The 22,092-nt window shown below is 29.4% G+C and carries 30 protein-coding genes; 25 read left to right on the forward strand and 5 right to left on the reverse strand.

Annotation, left to right across the window (positions count from 1 at the left end; genetic code table 11):
• Window positions 1-222: 222 nt before the first annotated feature.
• From N2251_RS14030 to N2251_RS13270, 23 genes are all read left to right on the forward strand, one after another.
• Window positions 223-366 (forward strand): hypothetical protein, encoded by a 144-nt coding sequence (locus N2251_RS14030; RefSeq protein WP_376741010.1) that lies wholly within the window; start codon window positions 223-225, stop codon window positions 364-366.
• The gene (locus N2251_RS13165; RefSeq protein ID WP_260587194.1) at window positions 367-969 is read left to right on the forward strand and encodes a Crp/Fnr family transcriptional regulator; all 603 of its coding nucleotides are present in this window, start codon (window positions 367-369) and stop codon (window positions 967-969) included. It begins immediately after the preceding gene.
• A 74-nt stretch (window positions 970-1,043) separates the two neighbouring features.
• The gene (locus tag N2251_RS13170) at window positions 1,044-1,673 is read left to right on the forward strand and encodes an NAD(P)H-dependent oxidoreductase (RefSeq protein WP_260587195.1); all 630 of its coding nucleotides are present in this window, start codon (window positions 1,044-1,046) and stop codon (window positions 1,671-1,673) included.
• Entirely contained in the window at window positions 1,670-2,119 is a 450-nt protein-coding gene (locus N2251_RS13175; RefSeq protein ID WP_260587196.1) for a DMT family transporter, read from the forward strand. Before N2251_RS13170 ends, N2251_RS13175 begins: the two co-directional genes overlap by 4 nt.
• The gene (locus tag N2251_RS13180; protein WP_260587197.1) at window positions 2,116-2,850 is read left to right on the forward strand and encodes a GNAT family N-acetyltransferase; all 735 of its coding nucleotides are present in this window, start codon (window positions 2,116-2,118) and stop codon (window positions 2,848-2,850) included. Before N2251_RS13175 ends, N2251_RS13180 begins: the two co-directional genes overlap by 4 nt.
• Before the next feature lie 205 nt (window positions 2,851-3,055).
• Window positions 3,056-3,952 carry an alpha/beta hydrolase fold domain-containing protein gene (locus N2251_RS13185; RefSeq protein ID WP_260587198.1) on the forward strand — a complete coding sequence of 299 codons (897 nt, stop codon included), beginning with the start codon at window positions 3,056-3,058 and terminating at the stop codon, window positions 3,950-3,952.
• Entirely contained in the window at window positions 3,949-4,284 is a 336-nt protein-coding gene (locus tag N2251_RS13190) for an avidin-fold protein (protein ID WP_260587199.1), read from the forward strand. Before N2251_RS13185 ends, N2251_RS13190 begins: the two co-directional genes overlap by 4 nt.
• A 13-nt stretch (window positions 4,285-4,297) precedes the next feature.
• Window positions 4,298-5,059, forward strand: coding sequence for a type I methionyl aminopeptidase (map, locus tag N2251_RS13195; RefSeq protein WP_260587200.1), 762 nt, complete (start codon window positions 4,298-4,300; stop codon window positions 5,057-5,059).
• Window position 5,060: 1 nt separating this feature from the next.
• Complete coding sequence (gene blaOXA, locus N2251_RS13200) at window positions 5,061-5,894, forward strand: class D beta-lactamase (protein WP_376741011.1); 834 nt, start codon at window positions 5,061-5,063, stop codon at window positions 5,892-5,894.
• A 4-nt stretch (window positions 5,895-5,898) separates the two neighbouring features.
• A complete protein-coding gene (locus N2251_RS13205; RefSeq protein ID WP_260587202.1) occupies window positions 5,899-6,522 on the forward strand; it encodes a CatB-related O-acetyltransferase in 624 nt (207 codons plus the stop codon).
• A gap of 5 nt (window positions 6,523-6,527) precedes the next feature.
• The gene (locus N2251_RS13210) at window positions 6,528-7,259 is read left to right on the forward strand and encodes an NAD(P)-dependent oxidoreductase (protein WP_260587203.1); all 732 of its coding nucleotides are present in this window, start codon (window positions 6,528-6,530) and stop codon (window positions 7,257-7,259) included.
• A 4-nt stretch (window positions 7,260-7,263) separates the two neighbouring features.
• Window positions 7,264-7,827 (forward strand): Crp/Fnr family transcriptional regulator, encoded by a 564-nt coding sequence (locus tag N2251_RS13215; protein ID WP_260587204.1) that lies wholly within the window; start codon window positions 7,264-7,266, stop codon window positions 7,825-7,827.
• A 62-nt stretch (window positions 7,828-7,889) separates the two neighbouring features.
• Entirely contained in the window at window positions 7,890-8,468 is a 579-nt protein-coding gene (locus N2251_RS13220; protein WP_260587205.1) for an NAD(P)H-dependent oxidoreductase, read from the forward strand.
• 2 nt (window positions 8,469-8,470) lie between these two features.
• The gene (locus tag N2251_RS13225) at window positions 8,471-8,935 is read left to right on the forward strand and encodes a RidA family protein (protein WP_260587206.1); all 465 of its coding nucleotides are present in this window, start codon (window positions 8,471-8,473) and stop codon (window positions 8,933-8,935) included.
• 1 nt (window position 8,936) lies between these two features.
• Window positions 8,937-9,326, forward strand: coding sequence for a VOC family protein (locus tag N2251_RS13230; protein ID WP_260587207.1), 390 nt, complete (start codon window positions 8,937-8,939; stop codon window positions 9,324-9,326).
• A complete protein-coding gene (locus N2251_RS13235; protein WP_260587208.1) occupies window positions 9,323-10,162 on the forward strand; it encodes a leucine-rich repeat domain-containing protein in 840 nt (279 codons plus the stop codon). The genes N2251_RS13230 and N2251_RS13235 overlap by 4 nt, the downstream gene beginning before the upstream one ends.
• A gap of 97 nt (window positions 10,163-10,259) precedes the next feature.
• Window positions 10,260-11,117, forward strand: coding sequence for an alpha/beta fold hydrolase (locus N2251_RS13240; protein ID WP_260587209.1), 858 nt, complete (start codon window positions 10,260-10,262; stop codon window positions 11,115-11,117).
• A gap of 59 nt (window positions 11,118-11,176) precedes the next feature.
• Entirely contained in the window at window positions 11,177-12,064 is an 888-nt protein-coding gene (locus N2251_RS13245; protein ID WP_260587210.1) for a polysaccharide deacetylase family protein, read from the forward strand.
• 24 nt (window positions 12,065-12,088) lie between these two features.
• Window positions 12,089-12,547 carry a GyrI-like domain-containing protein gene (locus N2251_RS13250; RefSeq protein WP_260587211.1) on the forward strand — a complete coding sequence of 153 codons (459 nt, stop codon included), beginning with the start codon at window positions 12,089-12,091 and terminating at the stop codon, window positions 12,545-12,547.
• A gap of 76 nt (window positions 12,548-12,623) precedes the next feature.
• Entirely contained in the window at window positions 12,624-12,944 is a 321-nt protein-coding gene (locus tag N2251_RS13255) for a hypothetical protein (RefSeq protein ID WP_260587212.1), read from the forward strand.
• Window positions 12,934-13,656, forward strand: a complete 723-nt coding sequence (locus N2251_RS13260) for a DNA alkylation repair protein (RefSeq protein WP_260587213.1) — start codon at window positions 12,934-12,936, stop codon at window positions 13,654-13,656. The genes N2251_RS13255 and N2251_RS13260 overlap by 11 nt, the downstream gene beginning before the upstream one ends.
• A gap of 42 nt (window positions 13,657-13,698) precedes the next feature.
• Window positions 13,699-14,541, forward strand: a complete 843-nt coding sequence (locus tag N2251_RS13265; protein ID WP_260587214.1) for a leucine-rich repeat domain-containing protein — start codon at window positions 13,699-13,701, stop codon at window positions 14,539-14,541.
• A 32-nt stretch (window positions 14,542-14,573) separates the two neighbouring features.
• Window positions 14,574-15,383, forward strand: coding sequence for a carboxypeptidase-like regulatory domain-containing protein (locus N2251_RS13270; RefSeq protein ID WP_260587215.1), 810 nt, complete (start codon window positions 14,574-14,576; stop codon window positions 15,381-15,383).
• A gap of 183 nt (window positions 15,384-15,566) precedes the next feature.
• On the opposite strand, the gene N2251_RS13275 is transcribed toward N2251_RS13270, so the two are convergent.
• Genes N2251_RS13275 through recO form a run of 3 tightly spaced genes read right to left on the reverse strand, consistent with a single transcriptional unit; the run spans window position 15,567 to window position 19,035 of the window.
• On the reverse strand, window positions 15,567-15,836 hold the full coding sequence (locus N2251_RS13275; protein WP_260587216.1) for a DUF3817 domain-containing protein: 270 nt from the start codon (window positions 15,834-15,836) through the stop codon (window positions 15,567-15,569).
• A 10-nt stretch (window positions 15,837-15,846) separates the two neighbouring features.
• A complete protein-coding gene (locus N2251_RS13280; protein ID WP_260587217.1) occupies window positions 15,847-18,309 on the reverse strand; it encodes a TonB-dependent receptor in 2,463 nt (820 codons plus the stop codon).
• Between the two features lie 3 nt (window positions 18,310-18,312).
• Complete coding sequence (recO, locus tag N2251_RS13285; protein ID WP_260587218.1) at window positions 18,313-19,035, reverse strand: DNA repair protein RecO; 723 nt, start codon at window positions 19,033-19,035, stop codon at window positions 18,313-18,315.
• 91 nt (window positions 19,036-19,126) lie between these two features.
• Here recO and N2251_RS13290 point away from each other — a divergent pair, with 91 nt between their 5' ends.
• A complete protein-coding gene (locus N2251_RS13290) occupies window positions 19,127-19,597 on the forward strand; it encodes a CYTH domain-containing protein (RefSeq protein ID WP_260587219.1) in 471 nt (156 codons plus the stop codon).
• Window positions 19,598-19,600: 3 nt separating this feature from the next.
• On the opposite strand, the gene trhA is transcribed toward N2251_RS13290, so the two are convergent.
• Both trhA and N2251_RS13300 read right to left on the reverse strand, forming a co-directional pair.
• Complete coding sequence (gene trhA, locus N2251_RS13295; RefSeq protein WP_260587221.1) at window positions 19,601-20,242, reverse strand: PAQR family membrane homeostasis protein TrhA; 642 nt, start codon at window positions 20,240-20,242, stop codon at window positions 19,601-19,603.
• Window positions 20,214-21,005, reverse strand: a complete 792-nt coding sequence (locus N2251_RS13300; RefSeq protein ID WP_260587222.1) for a lysophospholipid acyltransferase family protein — start codon at window positions 21,003-21,005, stop codon at window positions 20,214-20,216. The genes trhA and N2251_RS13300 overlap by 29 nt, the downstream gene beginning before the upstream one ends.
• Before the next feature lie 106 nt (window positions 21,006-21,111).
• On the opposite strand from N2251_RS13300, the gene trpS reads away from it, so the two are divergent.
• The gene (gene trpS, locus N2251_RS13305) at window positions 21,112-22,080 is read left to right on the forward strand and encodes a tryptophan--tRNA ligase (RefSeq protein ID WP_260587223.1); all 969 of its coding nucleotides are present in this window, start codon (window positions 21,112-21,114) and stop codon (window positions 22,078-22,080) included.
• The last annotated feature ends 12 nt before the right edge of the window (window positions 22,081-22,092 follow it).

Below are 22,092 nucleotides of genomic sequence, written 5' to 3' on the forward strand. Positions count from 1 at the left end.
ATAATATGATCCGGAAACTATTCGTTAAAAAAAATAATAATTAATCAATTGGTTTGTAGTTGTTAGTGAGGTGTGTTAAAAACATTTATACTTATTGGTTTTTAAAAAATTATTACCATAGTAAAAAGCTGAAAAATTATTATTGTAAATCAAAGACATAAATTAAAAAAAGCGACTGAGCTATATAATATATATCTTGTTAAATTCCCTACATCGGCTCTTATCTATAACAGCTTAGGAAATGCCTATAAAAAACTAGGAAAAAAGAAACACGCAAAGCAAGTTTATACAAAAGCTATTAAATTAGCAAAAAAACAAATGGATGTTAATTTAAAAAAGTATCAATTAAGTTTAAAAGAATTATAAATGCCAATTGACAAAAAACAATACACCGCACATCTTTTTAAAAAGTTTGAAAGTTATGCTCCTATTTCAGAAAACTCAAAATCATTCATAGCTTCCATTGTTACCTTTCAAGAACTTAAAAAAGGAGAAGTGTTATTGCGTAACGGACAAACCGCTTCACAAATTCATTTTATTTGCAAAGGTGCTTTAAGAGCTTATGTAACCGATTATGATGGTAATATTTACAATAAAAATGTTTTTTTAGAAAATGATTTTGCAGGATCAACGGTTTCGTATTTAAAAAAAACACCTTCAAATTTCACATTAGAAGCATTGGAAGAAACTGTTTTAATCAGTTTAAATTATAAAAAATACCGTCATTTTATTGACACAAATACTGATCTTAGAGAGTTTTATATTGCTTATTTAGAAAAAAATTGGATCGTAGATAAAGAACAACGAGAAGTAGCATTGGTTATGGAAAACGCTACGGATAGGTATTTAACATTACTAGAAAACCACCCAAATATCGATCAAAGAATACCACAATTACATATTGCAGCTCATTTAGGAATTACACCTACACAGTTAAGCCGAATTAGAAAAGATTTAAAAAATAAATAGCACATCAACATATGTTGATGTGCACAATTTAACTTCCTCTTAATTTTGTCTTATCATTATAAAACAAGATTATTATGGAACTTATAAAACATTTAAATTGGCGCTATGCTACCAAAATTTTTGATTCGACAAAAAAAGTCTCTCTTACAGATATAGAAAAAATAAAACAAGCAGTACAACTCTCCGTTTCCTCTTACGGATTACAACTGTATAAGGTGTTAATTATCGAAAACAAAGCAATAAGAGAAGAATTAAAACCGGCCTCTTGGGATCAAAACCAAATTACAGATGCTTCTCACTTATTAGTGTTTTGTAATTATACAAAACCTAAAAATGAAGATGTAGATGCATTTTTAGAATTAACAGCAAATGCACAACAAATAACTGTTAAAAACTTAGAAGGATATGGCGATTTTATGAAAAGTAAAATTGATGAAATGAGTTCAGATGAGAAAATAAATTGGACAAGAAGACAAACGTATTTAGCGCTAGGAAATCTTTTAAACGCCTGTGCAGAATTACAAATTGATGCCTGTCCGATGGAAGGTTTTGAGGTTGAAAAATACAATGAAATTTTAGGATTAGACGCACAAAACTTATCTGCGGCTGCTATTGCACCAATAGGATATAGAGCTGAAAATGATCATACACAGCATCGTACAAAAATTAGAAAACCATTAACAGAATTATTTCAAGAAATATGAATCAATACAGCTTATCATTACTCGCTGTAATTGGTGGTATTTTTTTGGCAGCTCAAGGAGGTTTAAATTCTAATTTAGGAGTGTTATTAAAAAATCCATTAATGGCATCTGTAGCAGCTTTTTTTAGTAGTACAGTTTTTGCGATTGCTTTTATTATGATAAGTTCCAAAAATTTACCTACAACAGAAATAATCAAACAAATTCCAATTTATTTATGGTTTACAGGTGGTTTGCTTAGCGTAATCGGTATCAGTTTGTATTATTATACCATTCCTAAATTAGGCATTTCAACAATGATATCGTTGGGCTTATTTGGTCAATTGGCATTTTCTGTAATTGCAGGTCATTTTGGATGGTTAAATTTACCGACAGAACCAATAACAATTAAAAGAATTGTGGGGGTACTTATAATGTTATCAGGAATATTATTAATTAATTTGAAATGAAAGAAGAAGAAAATATACAACAAAAAAATATTGAAAATTTAACTGAGTTGTGGAAAACAGTTGGCACCTATTTTAATGGGTATCATCAATTCTCCGAATTTGAATATGCTGAAGTTAAAGATACACAATGGCCAAATAGATTATGGTTTCATAAAAAAATGAGCCAAGAAAATATGATTGAAATTAAAGAAAAAATGGCTACCATTTCTTCGGATATTACCATTCCTATTTGGGATTATTATCCGAATAATAATACACAGCTTTTTGTAGCCAATGATTTCAAATTAAAGTTCGAACAAGTAGGTATGTCTTTAAAATTAGAAACATCTTATGAGTTAAATGAGAATTTTAAACTATTACTTGTTTCAAACGAAAGAGAAGCAATAATTTGGGCTGAATTATTTCAAAAATCTTTCGGATATGTAATTGGTGATAAAACGGTAATTAACACCTTAAAAGAGGTAAACTATTACATAGCTTTTGATGGAAATAAACCTGTAGGAACTGCGTTAACTTATGAAACTGATAAAATTATAGGAGCACATTCAGTAGGGATTCCTTCAGAAAATCGGAGAAAAGGATATGCTAATGAAATTATGAAGGCATTGATTAATAAAGGAATCGAAAACAACAACGAATTCATGGTTTTACAAGCCTCCGAAATGGGTAAAGGCTTGTATTTAAAATTAGGTTTCCAAGCTGATTTTTCAATTAAGAATTATATTCAATAATGATATTTATTTTTAAAATTTTAATATCTATTTAACCTTAAAAAGGTATTTTTTATAAATAGAGATTCATTGTTTGTACCTTTTTTTCGGTTATTTATGTACGTTAATTACTGGTTCATCACAAAAATTAATATGACAGTGTAATAATTTTTAACTTTGTGTAACTAATTAATAAAAGGCTCGTCTTTTATTTAAAATAAAGTTAATGAAACATAGTTTATCGTATCATATTATTTTATTCGTTTTAAAATTAAAAGGCATTAAAAAAACGTTTAATACCGAGCCTATAGATTATAAAAAAATTAGGAGAGAAAATGTGTATCATCCTAAAACAAGTTCTTTTAAAAATAAAAAAATAAGAAGTTTTAAAATCAGTAAAACTTCAATTACCGAAATAAAATCAAAACAATCGTCAGGTAAATTAGTGCTATTTATTCACGGAGGTGCTTTTATTTCTGGGCCAGCAAAACATCATTGGGATACTTTACATGAAATATCAAAACATACAAATTTAACCATTTGGATGTGTAATTATCCGAAAGCACCAGAACATAAAATTACAGAAATATCAAAAAATATTGATGCAATATATGAAAAAGCATTAGAGAGTTATAAAGGTGCTCAAATAACGTTAATTGGCGATTCGGTAGGAGGCACTTTAGTAACAGCAGTAACTCAACGTTTAATTAAAGAAAATAAAGATTTACCTAATAAAATTATTCTGATTTCTCCTGTAATGGATGCAACAATGTCTAATAAAACAATTGCTATTATTGATAAAAAAGACCCAATGTTATCAAAAAAAGGAGTGTTAAGCGCCAAGAAAATGTGTGCTGGAAATACCGATTTAAAAAATGAAATAATTTCTCCAATCTATGGAAGTTTTGATAAGTTTCCGAAGACAATATTGTTTTTAGCTGAAAACGACATTACCTATCCAGATCAACTATTGGCAGTTAAGAAAATTAAGAAATCAAAAATAGCAGTTGATATAATTATAGGAAAAAAAATGCCTCATATTTGGCCATTATTACCAGTTATGAAAGAGGCTAAAGAAGCGTTAAAATTAATTATTGATACTATAAATAATAAAGAAAATTGAATTTAAATAACAAGAGGTTTATAGCTGTTGAAAATAAAAAAGGACTGTCTTCTAGCGAAACAGTTTTTTACTATTCTCAATATCAAAATATTATAAGAGGAACTTATAAAGGTGGCGAAATAGAAGAAGGTTTTATAGTTGGTAAGCAAGTAGGTGATTCGAGAGTAGAACTTTTATTTCAATGCTTAACTAAAGATGGTAACCTTAAGGCTGGTGAATCAAAAGGAATTATTTCAAAGAATCCATCAGGTAAATTAGAGTTAAAATTTGAATGGAATTGGCTCAATGAAGATTTATCAGGCGGGACATCAGCATATATTGAATTAGTTTAAAAAAGAAAAAGAAATGTCAATTACAAAAGAAGAAGAATTAGTAGGAATGCAAAAAGTTAGCGAAGCTGTAGGAACTACGCTTAAAAAAATGAAAAATTATGCAAAAGTGGGTATGTCTACCAAAGAATTAGATGATTATGGTGCTCAAATATTAAAAAGTTACGGCGCAAAATCAGCTCCTTACGAAACTTACGGATTTCCAGGGTATACTTGTATCAGTGTAAATGAGGTTGCAGCGCACGGAATTCCATCGAAAAAAATTACTTTAAAAGATGGTGATTTAATAAATATTGATGTTTCTGCCGAGTTAAACGGCTTTTGGTCTGACAACGGAAGTTCTTTTGTTTTAGGAAAAGATATTCATAAACATCAACCTTTAGTTAACGCATCAAAAGAAATCTTAATGAAAGCGATTAATAGTACAAAAGATGGCGTTAAAATTGCTGACATTGGTCATGTAATCGAAACAGAAGCTAAAAAAAGAGGCTTTAAAGTAATTGAAAATTTAGCAGGTCATGGTGTTGGAAGAAGTTTACATGAAGCGCCAGAAAATATTTTAAATTACCGAGTTAAAAGTAACAGAGAGCGCTTCAAAAAAAATTCTACTGTTGCCATTGAAACCTTTATCGCTACAAAATCTTCAGTAGCTATTGAACTTAATGATGGTTGGACCTTAGTTGGTAATAAAGGTGGTTACGTAGCACAGCACGAACACACTATTTTAATTACAGATAAAAAACCAATTATTTTAACGGCAGCTAATGGAAGTATTTAAAATAAGAAGCATTGCATATCTATTAATAGTACTTTTAGTAATAAGTGCTTGTAAAAATAAAATTGAAGACAAAAGAAAAGAAATTGTTAATGTTGAAATTAAGAAAATAGTACAACCTGAATTTCAAAAAATTATAAACGATAAAAATGTAACAGGAGCTGTACTAATTTATGATTTTAAAAAGGATACTTATTATTCAAATGATTTTGATTGGGCAACAATTGGTCGTTTACCAGCCTCTACTTTTAAAATTCCGAACTCTATTATTGCCTTAGAGTTAGGGATTGTTAAAAATGACAGCACATTATTTGCTTGGAATGGAGAGAAGAGAGCGTATAAAGTTTGGGAACAAAATTTAGTTTTAAAACAAGCATTTCATTATTCGTGTGTGCCTTGTTATCAAGAAATAGCAAGAAAAGTAGGTGTAAAAAGAATGCAAAACCTTCTTGATAAATTAGAATTTGGCAACATGGATTTTAATGCAACTACCATTGATAATTTTTGGTTAGAAGGAAATTCTAAAATCAATCAATTTCAACAAATTGATTTTTTAAAACAACTTTATGAATCGAAACTTCCTATTTCTAAAAGAACGGAGGTTATTATGAAAAAAATGATGCTTATAGATGATAAAGAAAATTTTAAGCTAAGAGGAAAAACGGGTTTATCTGTTAGAAGTGATAAAAGAAACGGATGGTTTGTTGGATATCTTGAAAAGAATAAAAAAGTATATTTTTTTGCAACAAACATTGAACCTAATAAAAGTACAGATCCAAATTTATTTATAAAAGCTAGAAAAGAAATTACCCTTAAAGCGCTTCAAACACTAAAATAAAATTATGACAGGACCAGATACAAATACAAAATTTCCATTAGCTAATTACGATCGACTTTGTTTTTTAAAAAACATCATTAAAAACCCGAATATTATTGTTGGCGATTATACCTATTATGATGATTTTGAAAATGTAGAAAACTTTGAAAAAAATGTAAAATATCATTTCGATTTTACAGGCGATAAATTAATTATTGGTAAGTTTTGTATGATAGCTTCTGATGTAAAGTTTATTATGAATGGAGCAAATCATTTAACCGACAGTATTTCTACCTATCCGTTCGCAATTTTTGGAAACGGTTGGGAAAATGCGATGGAAGGAAAAACCTATCCGCAAAAAGGAAACATTAATATTGGTAATGATGTTTGGATTGGTTACAATGCAACAATTATGGCAGGTGTAACTATTGGCGATGGTGCTATCATCGCTACTAATGCTACCGTTGTAAAAGATGTTCCTCCATATACAATTGTTGGAGGTAACCCTGCTAAGGAAATTAAAAAACGATTTTCTGATGAAAAAATAGCGCAACTTTTAGCATTGGAATGGTGGAATTGGGATATTGAAAAAATAACGAGAAATGTTCAGAATTTAACTGATACTAATTTAAATAAACTGCTTAAATAATAGTTATGAAAACTTTAGTAGTAGGTGCAAGTGGCGCAACAGGGTCAAAGTTAGTAGCACAACTTTTAGCGCAAAAATACAAGGTAAAAGTAATTGTTAGGTCACTTAAAAAAATACCTGAATTTTGGAAAAATAGTTCTGATATAGAAATTATTCATGCAAATATTTTAGAGTTAAATGATGAGAAAATGAGTCTAATCGTTGCCGATTGTAGTGCAATTGCTTCGTGTTTAGGACACACATTGAGTTGGAAAGGAATTTACGGAAAACCAAGAAGGTTGGTTACAGATGCGGTAAAAAAACTTTGTGATGCGGTAAAAAATAACAACCCAAATCAGCCAGTAAAATTTGTTTTAATGAATACAACAGGGAATAGAAACCGCGACTTAAACGAGCCTATTTCTATAGCCCAAAGATTGGTGATCTCTTTGCTCCGATTATTATTGCCTCCACATGTTGATAATGAAAAAGCGGCAGATTATTTACGTACCCAAATTGGTCAAAATGATACATATATTGAATGGACTGCTGTTAGACCCGATGGATTGATTAATGAAAATGAAGTTACCGATTATGAAATTCACCCTTCACCAACAAGAAGTGCTATTTTTAATGCAGGTAAAGTTAGTAGAATTAACGTAGCTCATTTTATGGCGAGTTTAATTAACAAAAATGAACTTTGGAAAAAATGGAAAGGTAAAATGCCTGTAATTTATAGTACATCATCTTTAAGTTAAAACCATGAAAGAATATCTAAAATCATTTGACATTTTATCAGACAATGAAATCGATTTATTTGAAAGTAAAGTCGTTTCTAAGAAGGTACATAAAGGTGATTTTTTTATAAAAGAAGGTAAAATATGCAACGAAATAGCCTTCGTAGTTTCTGGTATGTTTAGATCGTATTATTATTCCTCTTTAGAAGAAGAAGTAACGTATTGTTTTACTTTTTCTGACTCTTTTGTGAGTGCTTATTCTTCTTTTTTATCTCAAACTAAAACAGTAGAAAACATTCAGGCATTAACCGATGTTGAATTGTATACCATTTCAAGAAAAGAGATTTTAGAATTAGAAAATTCGAGTACTAATTGGCTTAAGTTTTTTAAGTTTATAGCTGAACAAGAGTATATAAAAATGGAGAAAAGAATTTTTATCTTACAAAAAGAAACAGCCGAAAAAAGATATAGAGATTTACTAACAAACGATCCTGAATACTTACAGATAATTCCTCTAAGTTATTTGTCTTCTTATTTAGGGATAACACAACGGCATTTAAGTCGCATAAGAAAATCGATATCGAATTAGACAAATGTCCTTTTTAAAAAACAGTATTGTAATGTTCTTTGTATAAAAATAAAGAACAAATCATGAAACAAGTTTTAATAATTAATGGACATCCAGATAAGCAAAGTTATAATTATGCATTGTCAAAAGCATATAAAGAAGGATTAAATAAAACAAAAATTACTATTTCTGAAATCAATATTTCAGAGCTAAATTTTAATCCAAATTTAGAGTATGGTTATCGTAAAAAAACGGAGCTAGAGAGTGATTTAAAAGAAGCTATTGACAAAATAAAAAATGCAAAGCATATTGTATGGTTTTTTCCTGTATGGTGGGCTGGCTTACCAGCTTTAATGAAAGGTTTTATTGATAGAACTTTTCTACCCGGAATTATGTTTGAATTTGAAGAAGGTAAAGAAATGCCTGTAGGATTATTAAAAGGTAAATCGGCAAGTGTTTATATTACTTCTGATACACCAGAAAAATACGATATAGAAGTGATGAAACAACCAGTATTACATCAGTTTAAAACAGGTGTGTTAGAATATTGTGGAGTAAGCCCTGTTGAGGTCATCTATATTTCAACAATTACAGGCTCTAGTGATAGCTTCAAAAAAGAGTGGTTAAATAAAATGAGTGAATTTAGTGAAAAATTAAAATAAGTATGAATTTAAAAGAAAAATTAGCAAAAATGAATTTAAAATTACCCGAAATTTCAACACCAGGTGGAAGTTACGTTTCGGTTAATATTAGAGGGAAAATTGCATATATAGCAATTCAATTTCCTATTATAAACGAAAAATACCTTTACCAAGGTCGTTTAGGTAATGAAATTTCAACAGCAGAAGGATACAAGGCAATGGAATTATGTGCCTTAAATGTGTTAGCACAAGTTAATGCAAAAGTTGGTTTTGATAATATAGAAGGTCTTAACCATATAGATGCCTATTTTCAATCGGGAGATAATTGGGATGACTCACCTGCTGTGGTAAATGGAGCTTCAGATTTATTTGTTGATATTTTAGAAGAAAAAGGACAACATTCTAGAGCAATTTTTGGAGTAGAAAAACTTCCACAAAATTTTTGTGTAGGGTTAACAACCAGTTTTACTTTAAAAAAAGATAGTTAAAATGAAATATGCATACACCATTTTATATGTTAATGATGTTTTAAAAACAGTTAATTTTTATGAGAAATGTTTCGGATTTAAACGCAAATTTATTACTCCTGAAAAAGATTATGGAGAATTAATTTCGGGAGAAACAACAATAGCTTTTGCATCCATAATACTCGGAGAATCTAATTTAAAAAAAGGATTTATAAAGAGTACTCCTTCAGGAAAACCATTTGGAATAGAACTCGTTTTTACAACCGAAAATATTGAAGTTGATTTTAAAAAAGCAATTGATAATGGAGCGTTAGTTTACGAGAATATACAAGAAAAACCATGGAAGCAACACGTAGGATATTTAAAGGATAATAATGGTTTTTTAATAGAAATTTGCACACCAATAAAATGAAAAGAAAAGTTATTTATACACTTAGTGTATGCGTTTTAGGGCTATTAATTTTAGCATGTTCAGAAAATAGTATTGATGAAAATACTGAAAGTATTTACGTTGATATTCCAGACGCTAGATTTGAAGAAAAATTAATTGAAAAAGGAATTGATTCTGACGGAATTATCAATCAAAAAATACTTAGAAGTGATGTTATAAATGTTGAAAAATTAAACTTAAATAATTCAAGCGCTAAGGTAATTGCAAATTTAAAAGGAATAGAAGCTTTTACAGCTTTAAAAAGACTTTATGTAGCTGGTAATAAGCTAACTTCGGTTGATTTAAGTACTAATGTCTTACTTGATACGATAAATTTATCGGTTAATAAATTAACATCAATAAAAGGTTTATCAGTAGCTAAAAATTTAAAATGGCTAAGCTTATCATACAATTATTTTACCGAATTTTCAATTGATAATGCTAGCGTAAAAAATATTTTAATGAGTGATAATGATTTGGTTTCTTTTAATGTAGATAAAGCTCCTAATTTAGAAACAGCTCTGTTAACATTAAATAAAATTGAAGCTTTAGATTTTAGTAAAAACCCTTTATTAGAAGTGTTAATATTCTCGTCAAATAAGTTAAAAACAATAAACTTAGAGAATAATCAAAAGTTAAAATATATATACTGCTCAAGTAATTTATTAACAGATTTTGATGTGAGTAATTTAAACGAATTGGTTGATTTAAGAATAGATAGAAATCCTGATTTAAACTGTATTAAAATAGCTACAGGACAAACGATACTTACTGTAAACTTATCATCATATCAACAACTTTCAACAAATTGTAATTAGCCATTACAATCTTTAAAATAAAAAAATTAACATTTCTTTTACATCGTTAAAAAAGAGGTATTCGTTATTTTTAGTAAACTTGTCCTAAATTTTAAAAATGAGCTCACTTTATAAATCGATAAAAGGTAAAATAGCTGTATTAAACTTATATAATGAAAAATTAAGAAGTTTAAATATTAAGCATCAGTATAAAGAAGTTGTTACTTCTTTCGGAAAAACAAATGTTATTGTAACAGGCAATGCGTCAAGTCCCCCGATGTTAATTGTGCATGGCTCTAATGGCTGTGCACCAATTAGCTTAGAAACCTATAAAGGGTTAGAATCAAGCTTCCAGATTTTTGCTATTGATGTATTAGCGCAGCCTAATAAAAGTGCCGAAACTAAGTTGTCGATGAAAAACGATGATTACGGAAAATGGATGCACGAAGTAATTGATGCCTTACATTTAAAAAATGTATCGCTTGCCGGATTTTCCTTTGGCGGATTGGTTATTTTAAAAACTTTAGCGTTTAAACAAGAAAATATAAAAGAAGTTTTTTTAACAGCCCCTGCGTATATTGTAAATGGAAATCCATTAAAAGCGTTGTTTAAAGTTTTTATTCCGATGAAACGTTATATGAAAACAAAAAAAGAGAAGTATGTACAGCGTTTTTTAAAAGAATTATTTACCGAGCAAGACAATTTTGCTATACAGTTTTTATCAGAAGTGTTTTTACATTTTACAATGGATTTTACACCCGTTCCTGTAATCAGTACAAAAGCTGCACAAGTAATTACAATACCAATAACACTTTTTGCAGCTAAAAATGACTTAATGTTTCCTGGTGAAAAAATGATAAAACGAGCCAAAAAAATATTTCCATCATTAAAAAAAGTGATTTTATTAGAGCAGTCTAAACACGTACAGAGTTCGGTTGATAATACTCTAATTGTTAATACTATTAAAAATTCTTAATTAGATTATAAATGAACCGATTTTCATTATTATATAGTTTTTTAATTTGTAGTTTTTTGATGCTATCAGCATGCAAAAATCAACATAAAATAGAAAAACCTAAAATTTCATTTTCTTTTGATGATGGTGCTACACAAGATTTTCCGGGGTATAAAAATGCTGATTGGAATCAATTATTACTAGGTAAACTGGCAGCAGAAAATGTAAAAGCAGTGTTATTTGTTAAAGGAAAAAACTTAGATAATGAAGCAGGAAAAACAATTATAAAAAGTTGGAATGATGCGGGGCATTTAATCGCAAATCACACGTATTCTCATCCGTATTTTAATAGTAAAAAAGTAAGTTTAAATCGTTTTAAACAAGAACTATTAAAAAATGATTCTTTAATTAACAAGTATTCAAATTTCACAAAATTATTCCGATTTCCGTATTTAAAAGAAGGCAATACTATTGAAAAAAGAGATGGGTTTAGAGCTTTTTTAAAAGAAAAAGAATATAAAATAGGCCATGTAACTGTTGATGCTTCTGATTGGTACATTAATCAGCGTTTAGTAAAACGTTTAAAAGAAAATCCGCAAAGCGATATTTCAGGATATAGAAATTACTATTTAAAACACCTTTTTAATCGTGCTGAATATTATAATTCTTTAGGAAAAAAGCTAACAGGAAGACAAATTCATCACAATATATTATTGCATCATAATTTAACATCAGCATTGTTTATTGATGATTTAATCAAACACTTTAAAAAAAATGGCTGGGAGATTGTTAATGCAGAAAAAGCTTACAAAGATTCTATTTATACTAAAACTCCTGTAACAATTCCTGCAGGCGAAAGTCTTTTATGGGCATTAGCAAAGCAAACAAAAAAATACGCCTCAATTTTACGTTATCCAGCAGAAGACAGTCGTTATGAAAAAGAAGCAATGGATCGTTTAGGTCTTTAAAAATAAAGAATAACAAAATAAACTATGAAACAAGAATTAGAAGCATTTAAAATAATTGGTATTGCAGTAAGAACAACCAATGAAAATAATCAAGCCGCCAAAGATATTGGCGCATTATGGAACACTTTTATGACTGAAGGTATTTTAGAAAAAATTCCGAATAAAACAGCATCCGATATATATTCAATATATACCGATTATGAAAGTGATTATACCAAGCCGTATACTACAATTTTAGGATGCCGAGTAAATAATATTGATGAAATTCCTGAAGGTTTCGTGGCAATAACTATAGAAGCTTCATCATATAAAAAATTTACAGCAAAAGGAGATTTAACTAAAGGAGCTGTTTACGAGAAATGGAATACTATTTGGAACACAGATTTAGACAGGAGTTACACCGCCGATTTTGAAGTGTACGGAGCAGCAGCACAAAACCCATTAAATGCTGAAGTAGATATCTTTATTTCGCTAAATTCTTAATTCCATAATAAATAGCAAGATTAGCACATAAATTAAAAATGATAAAGTATAATTTTAACTTTCTAAAGTTAAAGCAATGCAATACGATAAGGACCTAAAGTCAGAACACAAAAAACTTTTTTTAAAAGCACGAGTATTTCTTTTGTCTTTTGAAGGAATTACAGAAACAAAAAAAGAGCGTATTACAACGTATGCTAATAAAAATGGTGGAATTTGCCATTTAAGAACCATGCCTTATGGTATTGATTTTGGGTTTTTAAAAGGCGCAAAAATGAAAGATGAATTAGGTTTTCTTACAGGAAAAGGAAAAGCAATTCGGGTTTTACCAGTAAAAGAGTTTGATAAGAATGTAGTTACTTATTATCTAAAACAAGCCATAGAAATAAATGGATTATAACGAAATCATACAATGTTTATACGATTTACAAGATCCTGAAAAAATCATTTTTAAAGAGCAGAAATTCGGAATTGTAGCAAATAATTCTTTAGGAATTTATCACAAAGAATTAAAAATGATTGCCAAAGAAATTGGAACAAATAATGAATTAGCATTACAGTTATTTGATAGCGGAATTTACGAAGCACGTCTTTTATGTAGTAAAATTTTCAATCCAAAAGATATTACTGAAACGTTAATGGAAAAATGGGTGGTAACGTTTGAAAACTGGGAAATTTGCGACAGTTTTTCTATGGGATTATTTGCTAAAAGTGATTTTGCATTGGCTAAAATATTAGAATGGACTAACCGAAAAGCTGAATTTGAAAAAAGAGCTGGTTTTGCAATTTTGGCATCCTATTGTATGGCTGATAAAAAAACGGGTAATGAGTTTTTTGAGCAATTTTTTCCGATTATTATTCAACAAGCAACTGATGATAGATTGTATGTTAAAAAAGCGGTGAACTGGTCGTTAAGAAATATTGGAAAACGAAATATCGATTTAAATGAAATGACGATAGAAGTTGCCAATGATATTTTAAAACTAGAAAGTAAATCAGCAAAATGGATAGCAAAAAACGCATTAACAGAATTGCAAAAAGATACCGTTAGAATGTCTGATTATCCTAGAGAAATTTATAGAAAAAATATAAAATTGAACGAATATGTGTAATAATTAATATGATTTGGCAACTAATTAAAAAATAACTAGAAAATGAAAATAAAACACCTTTTTACAACGATGATATTAGTAGGAATCATAATGATTTCTTGTTCAAAAAAAGATGATATAGAAGAAACTCCAATAAGTAAATTTATACACATACCCGATGTAAATTTTGAAACAGAATTAATAAAACAAGGTATTGATTCTGATGGTGTTGTAAATCAGCAAGTTCTTCAATCTGATATTAAAGAAATAGAGTATCTAGATTTATCATACCCAAGCTCGTCAGAAATGATCGAAAACTTATCTGGTATTGAGGGCTTTACAAAATTAAAGAGACTTTACGCCATAGGTAATAGACTTGAAAATATTGATTTAAGTAGCAATACAATGCTAGATACTTTGCATTTAATGGCTAACGATTTAAAAAATATTACAGGTTTATCCGAAGCTAAAAATTTAAAATGGGTAAACTTATCAGAAAATCTATTTGAAGAATTTACTCTTGATAATTCAAGCGTAACAAACATATTAATGAGTAATAATAATTTGGTTTATTTTGATGTAAGTAAAGCACCTAATTTAGAAACAGTTTTTTTATTGACTAATAAAATGGAAAACATTGATTTTTCGAGCAATTTAAAATTAGAAGCTATAAATGTTTCAAACAACAAGTTAACAAGTATCATTTTAGGAGAAAAAGAAGAGCTGTACTATTTATCTCTTTTCGAAAATTTTTTAACAGATTTAGATGTAAGTAATTTTGATAATCTTGATTATTTATTAACCGACAGAAATCCTAATTTACCTTGTATAAAAATTAAAAACGATCAAAATATACCAACGCTACAACTATCAGACTATCAACAAGTAAATGTAAGTTATGATTAAAATTTAACTAAAAACAAATAACTCAAATTAAAATGAAAAAACTAGTCCCTCTATTCTCAATTTGTCTTTTATTATTCGCATCATGTAGTTCAAGTGATAATGATACTCCTCCTACTGTTACAACAAAAAACTTTAAAGGTACAGTAGTAGATGATTTAAATACACCTATAAAAAACGCAACTATAATTATAGGTGATGATACAACAATGACAGATACTAATGGAAACTTTGTATTGAATAACGTTAACTTAATAACAGATTACGCATACATTAAATCAAGAAAAGACGATTATATAAATGGAATGAAAATGATTGTTGATTTAGAAGAAAGTAACACCGTTAATTTTACACTATTAAAAGATCATTTAGCCACTATATTAGGTAGTGGAGGCGATAGTGAGGTGCACTTTCCTACAGGTTTTACTTTAAAGATAAATGGAAATATTAGTTATGAGGATGGAAACTCGTTTACTGGGTTTATGTATCCTGTAATTCATCATATAGCTCCTTTTAATTTAGCAATTGAGAGCATTGCTCCTGGGCATAATAATACATTTGATGATGGTAATACTTACGGTTTTGTTTATGTTAAATTAGAGGATGCTGAAAAAAATAGGCTAGATATAAAAGAAGGGCATACAGCTACAATGGAATTTGATATTAGCGCGGATTTATTACCGATGTCTCCAGAAACAGTTAAGGTACTTAATTTTAATGAAGAAACTGGTTTATGGGTAAATTATGGAGAAGCAACTAAAGAAGAAGTTTTAGAAAAATGGGTTTATAAGACAGAAGTAGCATCGTTTGCAAGTTCTTGGTTTAAACTTGTTGCTGTGGAGTAATTAATAGCTTACATTTTATTTTTAAAACAAGAGTATATAAATAAGAAAGCACTTCATTTGAAGTGTGTAAGTTTAGAAAAAAACCTCAGAATTGATATTCAATTCTGAGGTTTTTATTTAAATCGCTTATAACGATTCTTTATTCTATTTAAAAATGAATATTACAGACACCATTTTTTGTGTTTATTTTAAATACTTCCCAACAAAAAAAGTTCCGAAAGGTAAGATTGATAATAAACAAACAATACCGAATGTTTTACTACTCCATTTCAGTTCAAATTTTAACATAATTGCTATAATTATATAAGCTACAAATAACAACCCATGAGGCATTCCTAGCATTTTTACATATTCTGGGTTTCCTTGTAAGTATTTAATTGGTGTTGCTATAAAAAGTAATAATAAGTAAGAAACTCCCTCTAATAAACTTACTATTTTAAATAAATTAATCATCTGTGTGTTTTTAAAAATTAGTTAGTATTGAAACTGAAATATTTCGCCCTGGCGCAGAAACACCACTAGCAAATTCTTTATAATGCTCATCCAATAAATTGGTAAGCTGTGTTTGTATTGTTATGTTATCGTTTACAGAATATTTGGCATGTAAACCAACTGTCATCCAACTAGGCGTACCGTAATATTTATCAACATCTTCAGTTGCAACTTCATTTACAATTGGTGTTTGCTGATGGTTATCAATTCCCTCATCTAAATTATAATCCGTGATATCTTTTTTCGCATTAAACACAAAATTGGCTCCTCCTTCAAACTTATTGTTTGAATAATTCAATTCAAAACGACCAAATAATGGCGGAATTGATGACATTGGTAAATTTGTATCGTACGCTTTTCCTTTTGTATAGGTTAAAAATCCTGAAGTACTCCAGTTTTCAAGTAATTTTCCTTGATAACTTACTGTTGCTCCCGTAATGTAAGCAGTTCCTTTATTTACGTTTGCTACAATATCACCATTTTCTCCATCGTACGAAACAGTAGGGCTTCCGTTTAATTCAAAGGCTTCGCGATAAATATAATTGTTTAACAATGTATAATATACGTTTGCACCAATTCTAAATTTTCTATCATTAAAATACTTCTGAAATCCAACTTCTGCACTATAAGCATGCTCAGGTTTCAGCGTAATGTTTGGTACAGTAACCTTTCCATTTTTTTCTCTTACCTTACCTACATCATCAATATTTGGCGAGCGAAATCCTGATGACAACACCGCATTTAATTGCCAAGTTCTAACAGGTTTATACACATAACCAATGGTTGCGGTAAGTGCTGTATTATTTAAATTAATAGTACTGCTCGGTAACTTTATAAATGTTTCATCTATCCATTTAGCATCTAACTGAGTATTCGTTAATCGTATACCTGTGTTTAAGGTTGATTTTGGCGTAACATCTTGGCGATAATCCAAATACATTGCCGAACTAAAATAACTACTTCCTCCATCTGGGTATCGAGATTGCACCGAAAAATCACCTTCAAAACCTACAATTTCGTTATTATTTATTCTTAATGTTTTACCATAAGAATCAGATTTTACATCATTATAAGCAACTTCAAAACCATATCCTAAATCACGTTTTTCTGCTAACGGAACCGTAAAATCTCCATTTACACTAAAAACATTTACATTTTCTTTTCTATATGATCTTTCTAAACTTCCGAATTTTCTTTGAATACGACTTTCTTCAATATTCTGATAAGCAGCAGTAATTGTTCCTCTATCTAACCATTTTTTATTCGGATTGATTTCTAATTGAGAAGAAGCTAAAAAACGACTTTGAGGTCCGTAATGCCATTCTGCAAACTTTAATTCTCCGCTTTTAAGCTCACTTAACTTATCAAACCTTGGCACATCTGATGATGTAGAATATTGAATATTTACTTTTAAATCGGTTTTTTTTGATAGCGGAATAAAAAATTTCTGTAAAAAATCTGTTTGACTAAAACCTGTATTTCTCTGCAGATTCACATCTTCATTTTTCGTTGGATTTTCAGTATAATTTCCTTTTAAATTATCAGAATAAAAAAACGTTTTTCCCCAATTATCAAAACCATGAGAACGATTTTTACCCATTTTTAAATCACCAAAATTACTATGTGTTATGCTAGTAAGCGATGCCCAATTTTTAAGTTGTAATTCTGCCGATACCGAATTGGTAACTTCATTGTTTACTGAACTGTATCTTAAAAAACTACTTCCTTTAATTTTATTTTCTTCAGACAGTTTTGGAGTTTTTGTATAATAATGAATCACACCACCTAGTGCATCAGAACCATAAATAACCGATGATGGTCCAAAAACAACCTCTGTTCTATCTAATAAAGTAGGGTTTACAGTTATCGAGTTTTGTAAATGCCCTTTTCTATAAATTGCATTGTTCATTCTAACACCATCAACAACCAATAAAACACGGTTACTTTCCATTCCTCTTAAAACAGGGCTTCCGCCGCCAAATTGTGATTTCTGAACTTTAATTCCCGGAATGGTAGCTAATAAATCTGCTGATGTTTGTGGAGATACTTTTTGAATATCTTTTAATGAAACTACTGCTATTTGTTCTGCAATACGATTCGCTTTTGCTTTACTCTTAAAAACAGACACAACTATTTCATCTAATTGCTCTGATTGTTTTGATAAAAAAACTTGATATTCGTTTTGTTTTAAAGCCAATTTTGTTTCTTGGAAATCCGCATATCCAACATGCGAAAAAACAAGAATCTCTTTGTTTTTAAATTCAGAAACATTTACAATTCCGTTAATATTACTAATTGCTGATGTTGTTTTGTTTTTATTAAACACTGCAACTCCATCGATTGTTTTACCTGTTTCGGCATCAATTATCGTAAGGTTTTGTGAAAAAATAGTGGTGATTGTCAGTAAAAAAAATAGGGTAATAACTTGCTTCATCTGTTAACTAAACACGGTTTCTAAAATATCTAATGATTTTGGCTTTTTAAAACCCTCCAAATGTAATTCAAAATATCGAATTATAACTCTAAGGATTACTTGCCTTTCGTTTTTATTGTACGAAATTGTATTTATTGCATCAAAATTTATGCCTAACAGTCTTTTAAAAAGAATTAATTCGTTGCCAGTAACCACAAGTTTTTCATAAGATGCATCAGTAAATCGTCCTTCTTGTAAATTAAAGGTCATTTTAGTTGGTTCTGAAACATCTGGATAAAAACCTAAAAACTTAGATAAATTTAATAAAAAAAGTAAATGAAAATTAGCAATGGCATCATGAGTATCTAACCAAATTAAGCTAGTTTCAATAAACTCATATAACACTTCATTTTTTTCTTCCTCCTTAATAATATTCGAAAGTATTTCTGATAAAAACAACACAATCGATTGCTTTATTACCGAAGTGTAAATACTCTCATAAGGATGAATAACTTGCGCTTCTCTTATCGAATTTAATGAGTTTTTATTATTGTGATTTGCTTCAATTATCAATTGCGTTAATGGTTGAAAATAGGCTTTTTTTAATTTTCCTTTTCTTGATTTTAATACACCTCTTATCATGTAAGATCGAATGCCATCTTCTAATGTAAAACACTTAACAATTAAACTTGTATCGCTGTACTTAATAGCACTAATAACAATTGCTTTGGTTGTAATTAACGCCATTAAATTGAAGTTTTATATAATTAATAGTATCAAAGATATTTAATAATAACTACAAAAATGATACATTCGTACAAATTTGATTTAACTTCTTATGACTTTTGAAATAGAACGAAAATTCTTGGTAATTTCTGATCAGTACAAACAAGTAGCTTATAAAAAAAGTTACATCAAGCAAGGTTTTTTAAACTCTAAAAAAGAACGCGTAGTAAGAGTTCGTATAAAAGACGACACCGGTTTTTTAACTATTAAAGGAGCTTCTAACAAAAGCGGAACTACCCGATTTGAATGGGAAAAAGAAATAGATTTAAAAGAAGCCCAAGATTTATTTAATTTATGTGAAGAAGGAATTATTGAAAAATACCGCTATTTAATAAAAGAAAACAACCATACTTATGAAGTTGATGATTTTTTAGGTGAAAATAAAGGTTTGGTTGTTGCCGAAATAGAATTAGAAAATGAAAACGAACAGTTTTCTAAGCCAAATTGGTTAGGAAAAGAAGTTACAGGAATCGTTAAATATTACAATTCAAACTTAAGTAAACTTCCTTTTTCTAAATGGTAAAAACTATATGTATTTATAAATTGCCCAAAAATGACTAAAGCTTCCTAAAAGCACAAAAACGTGAAAAATAGCGTGGTTGTATGGCACTTTTTTAATCGAATATAAAATTGCGCCAATGGTATAAAAAACACCTCCAGCTATTAAATAAAATAATCCGTCGTACGACAAATTATTCATTAACGGTTTTATTAAAAAAACTACTTGCCATCCCATTATTAAATATAATGCCGTTGATAATTTATCGAACCTACCTGTAAAAAAAAGCTTAAGTATAACTCCTGCTAGCGCAAATAACCAAACAAAAATGAACATATACCAACCTGTTTGTTCTGGTAAAACTACTAAACAAAAAGGCGTATAACTTCCTGCTATTAAAACATAAATAGCAGCATGGTCAAAAATATTAAGTTTGCGACGAAGTTTAGGTTTTTTAGCAGCGTGGTAAAAAGTAGATGCTGCATATAAGATGATTAAACTTAATCCGTAAATAACAAAACTAATTGTTTGCCAAAACTCTTGATATGTTAATGATTTTAAAACTATAAAAGGTAAAACTATTATACCTAGCAATAAGCCAAAACCATGTGTTAACACATTTAATTTTTCCTCAGTATTACTATAAAGGTGATTTAAATTCTCGCTCATTGTTTGGTCGGTTTGTGTCTTTCATATACAACTTATCATTAGCTAATTCATTATATAACAAATCAAAAGATTGTTTTTTTAAAGCATCTTTATCTTCCATTGTTAACCCCTTTGTCTCAATAAAATTTAATTGTTTTGCTCTAAAAACACCTGGGCGTCCCTTAAAGAAATCCCAAGAAAAAAAACGTTTCGCATCAAAATATAATTGCGGCACAATTGGCATTTGATGTTGTATTGCTAAACTAAATGCTCCGTTATTAAAAGGTGCTAAAACCACATTTTCTGTTGGCACTAATCCTTCGGGAAATATTGCAATACTTAATCCTTTATCTAATCGTTTTTTTATGCGAGCGTATACCTTTTTTCTACTCTCAGGATCTTTTCTATCAACCATAATAACAGCTTTTTTATAGAAAAATCCGAAAACTGGTAATTTTACCAATTCCTTTTTACCAACAAATAAAATCGGATTTTTACTCGATGCAATCATAATCCAAGGATCTAGTAAAGAGGCATGATTTGCTATAAATATATAACTTTTTTCACGATCAAGTTCTTGTTCTCTATCGATTTTTAACATGAAACCCATCCCGTAAATTAAAAAATACGACCATCCTCTCATTAGCTTCCAAAAAGAGCCATAATATTTTTCATCAGACAAAAGCACCAATATAAAAGGAGACATAACTAGTATCGAAGTAATCATCAATAAGTAAAACCAAATGCGCCAAATTAAGCGGAAAGGAAAAAGTAAATATTTCATAGCTGCGAATGTAGTAATTTCTTTTCTTTGAACAATTTTAAGCTTATTTTTGCTTAAATCAAGTAGTCGTAGGTATTTGCCTACATAATTTTTTCAAAACAGACATATGTCAAGAATTTTAACAGGAGTGCAAAGTACTGGAACTCCACACTTAGGTAATTTATTAGGAGCAATTTTACCTGCCATTGCAATGGCAAATGACTCTAAAAATGAAGCTTTTATCTTTATTGCAGATATGCATTCTTTAACACAAATTAAAGATGGTAACGAATTAAGAGAAAACACCTACAGTGTTGCAGCTACTTGGCTTGCATGTGGAATTGACATTAACAAAACTGTTTTTTATCGCCAAAGTGATATTCCCCAAGTGGCAGAATTATCATGGTATTTAAGTTGTTATTTTCCGTACCAACGTTTAACATTAGCACACGGATTTAAAGATAAAGCAGATCGTTTGGCAGATGTTAACAGTGGCTTATTTTCATACCCGATGTTAATGGCTGCCGATATTTTATTATACGACGCAGAAATTGTTCCCGTAGGAAAAGATCAATTACAACATTTAGAAATGTCTCGTGATGTAGCGAGTAGATTAAATAATGTAGTGGGAGATACTTTAATTTTACCGCAAGCTAAGATTAGCGAAAACACCAAATTGGTTCCTGGAACTGATGGTGAAAAAATGAGTAAATCTAGAAATAATTTTATCAATATTTTCTTGTCTGATAAAAAACTACGCAAGCAAATAATGGGAATCCAAACGGATAGTAAAGCACTTGAAGATCCTAAAAACCCGGATACAGATAATGTTTTTGCTTTATATAAATTACTAGCTTCGGATGCTCAAATTGCTGAAATGCGTGCAAATTACGAAGGTGGTAATTATGGTTACGGTCATGCTAAACAAGCTTTATACGAACTAATTATCGATAAATTTGCTGACGTTCGCACAAAGTACAATCATTATATGGAAAACCGTAATGAAATTGACGAAGCACTTGCTATTGGCGCCGAAAAAGCTCGTACAGTTGCTACTGATGTTTTACAAAGAGTTCGTAAAAAAATAGGATATTAATCTCAAAATTTA

The sequence above is a fragment of the Tenacibaculum haliotis genome, assembly GCF_025215075.1.
In the GTDB taxonomy this organism is placed as follows: domain Bacteria; phylum Bacteroidota; class Bacteroidia; order Flavobacteriales; family Flavobacteriaceae; genus Polaribacter; species Polaribacter haliotis_B.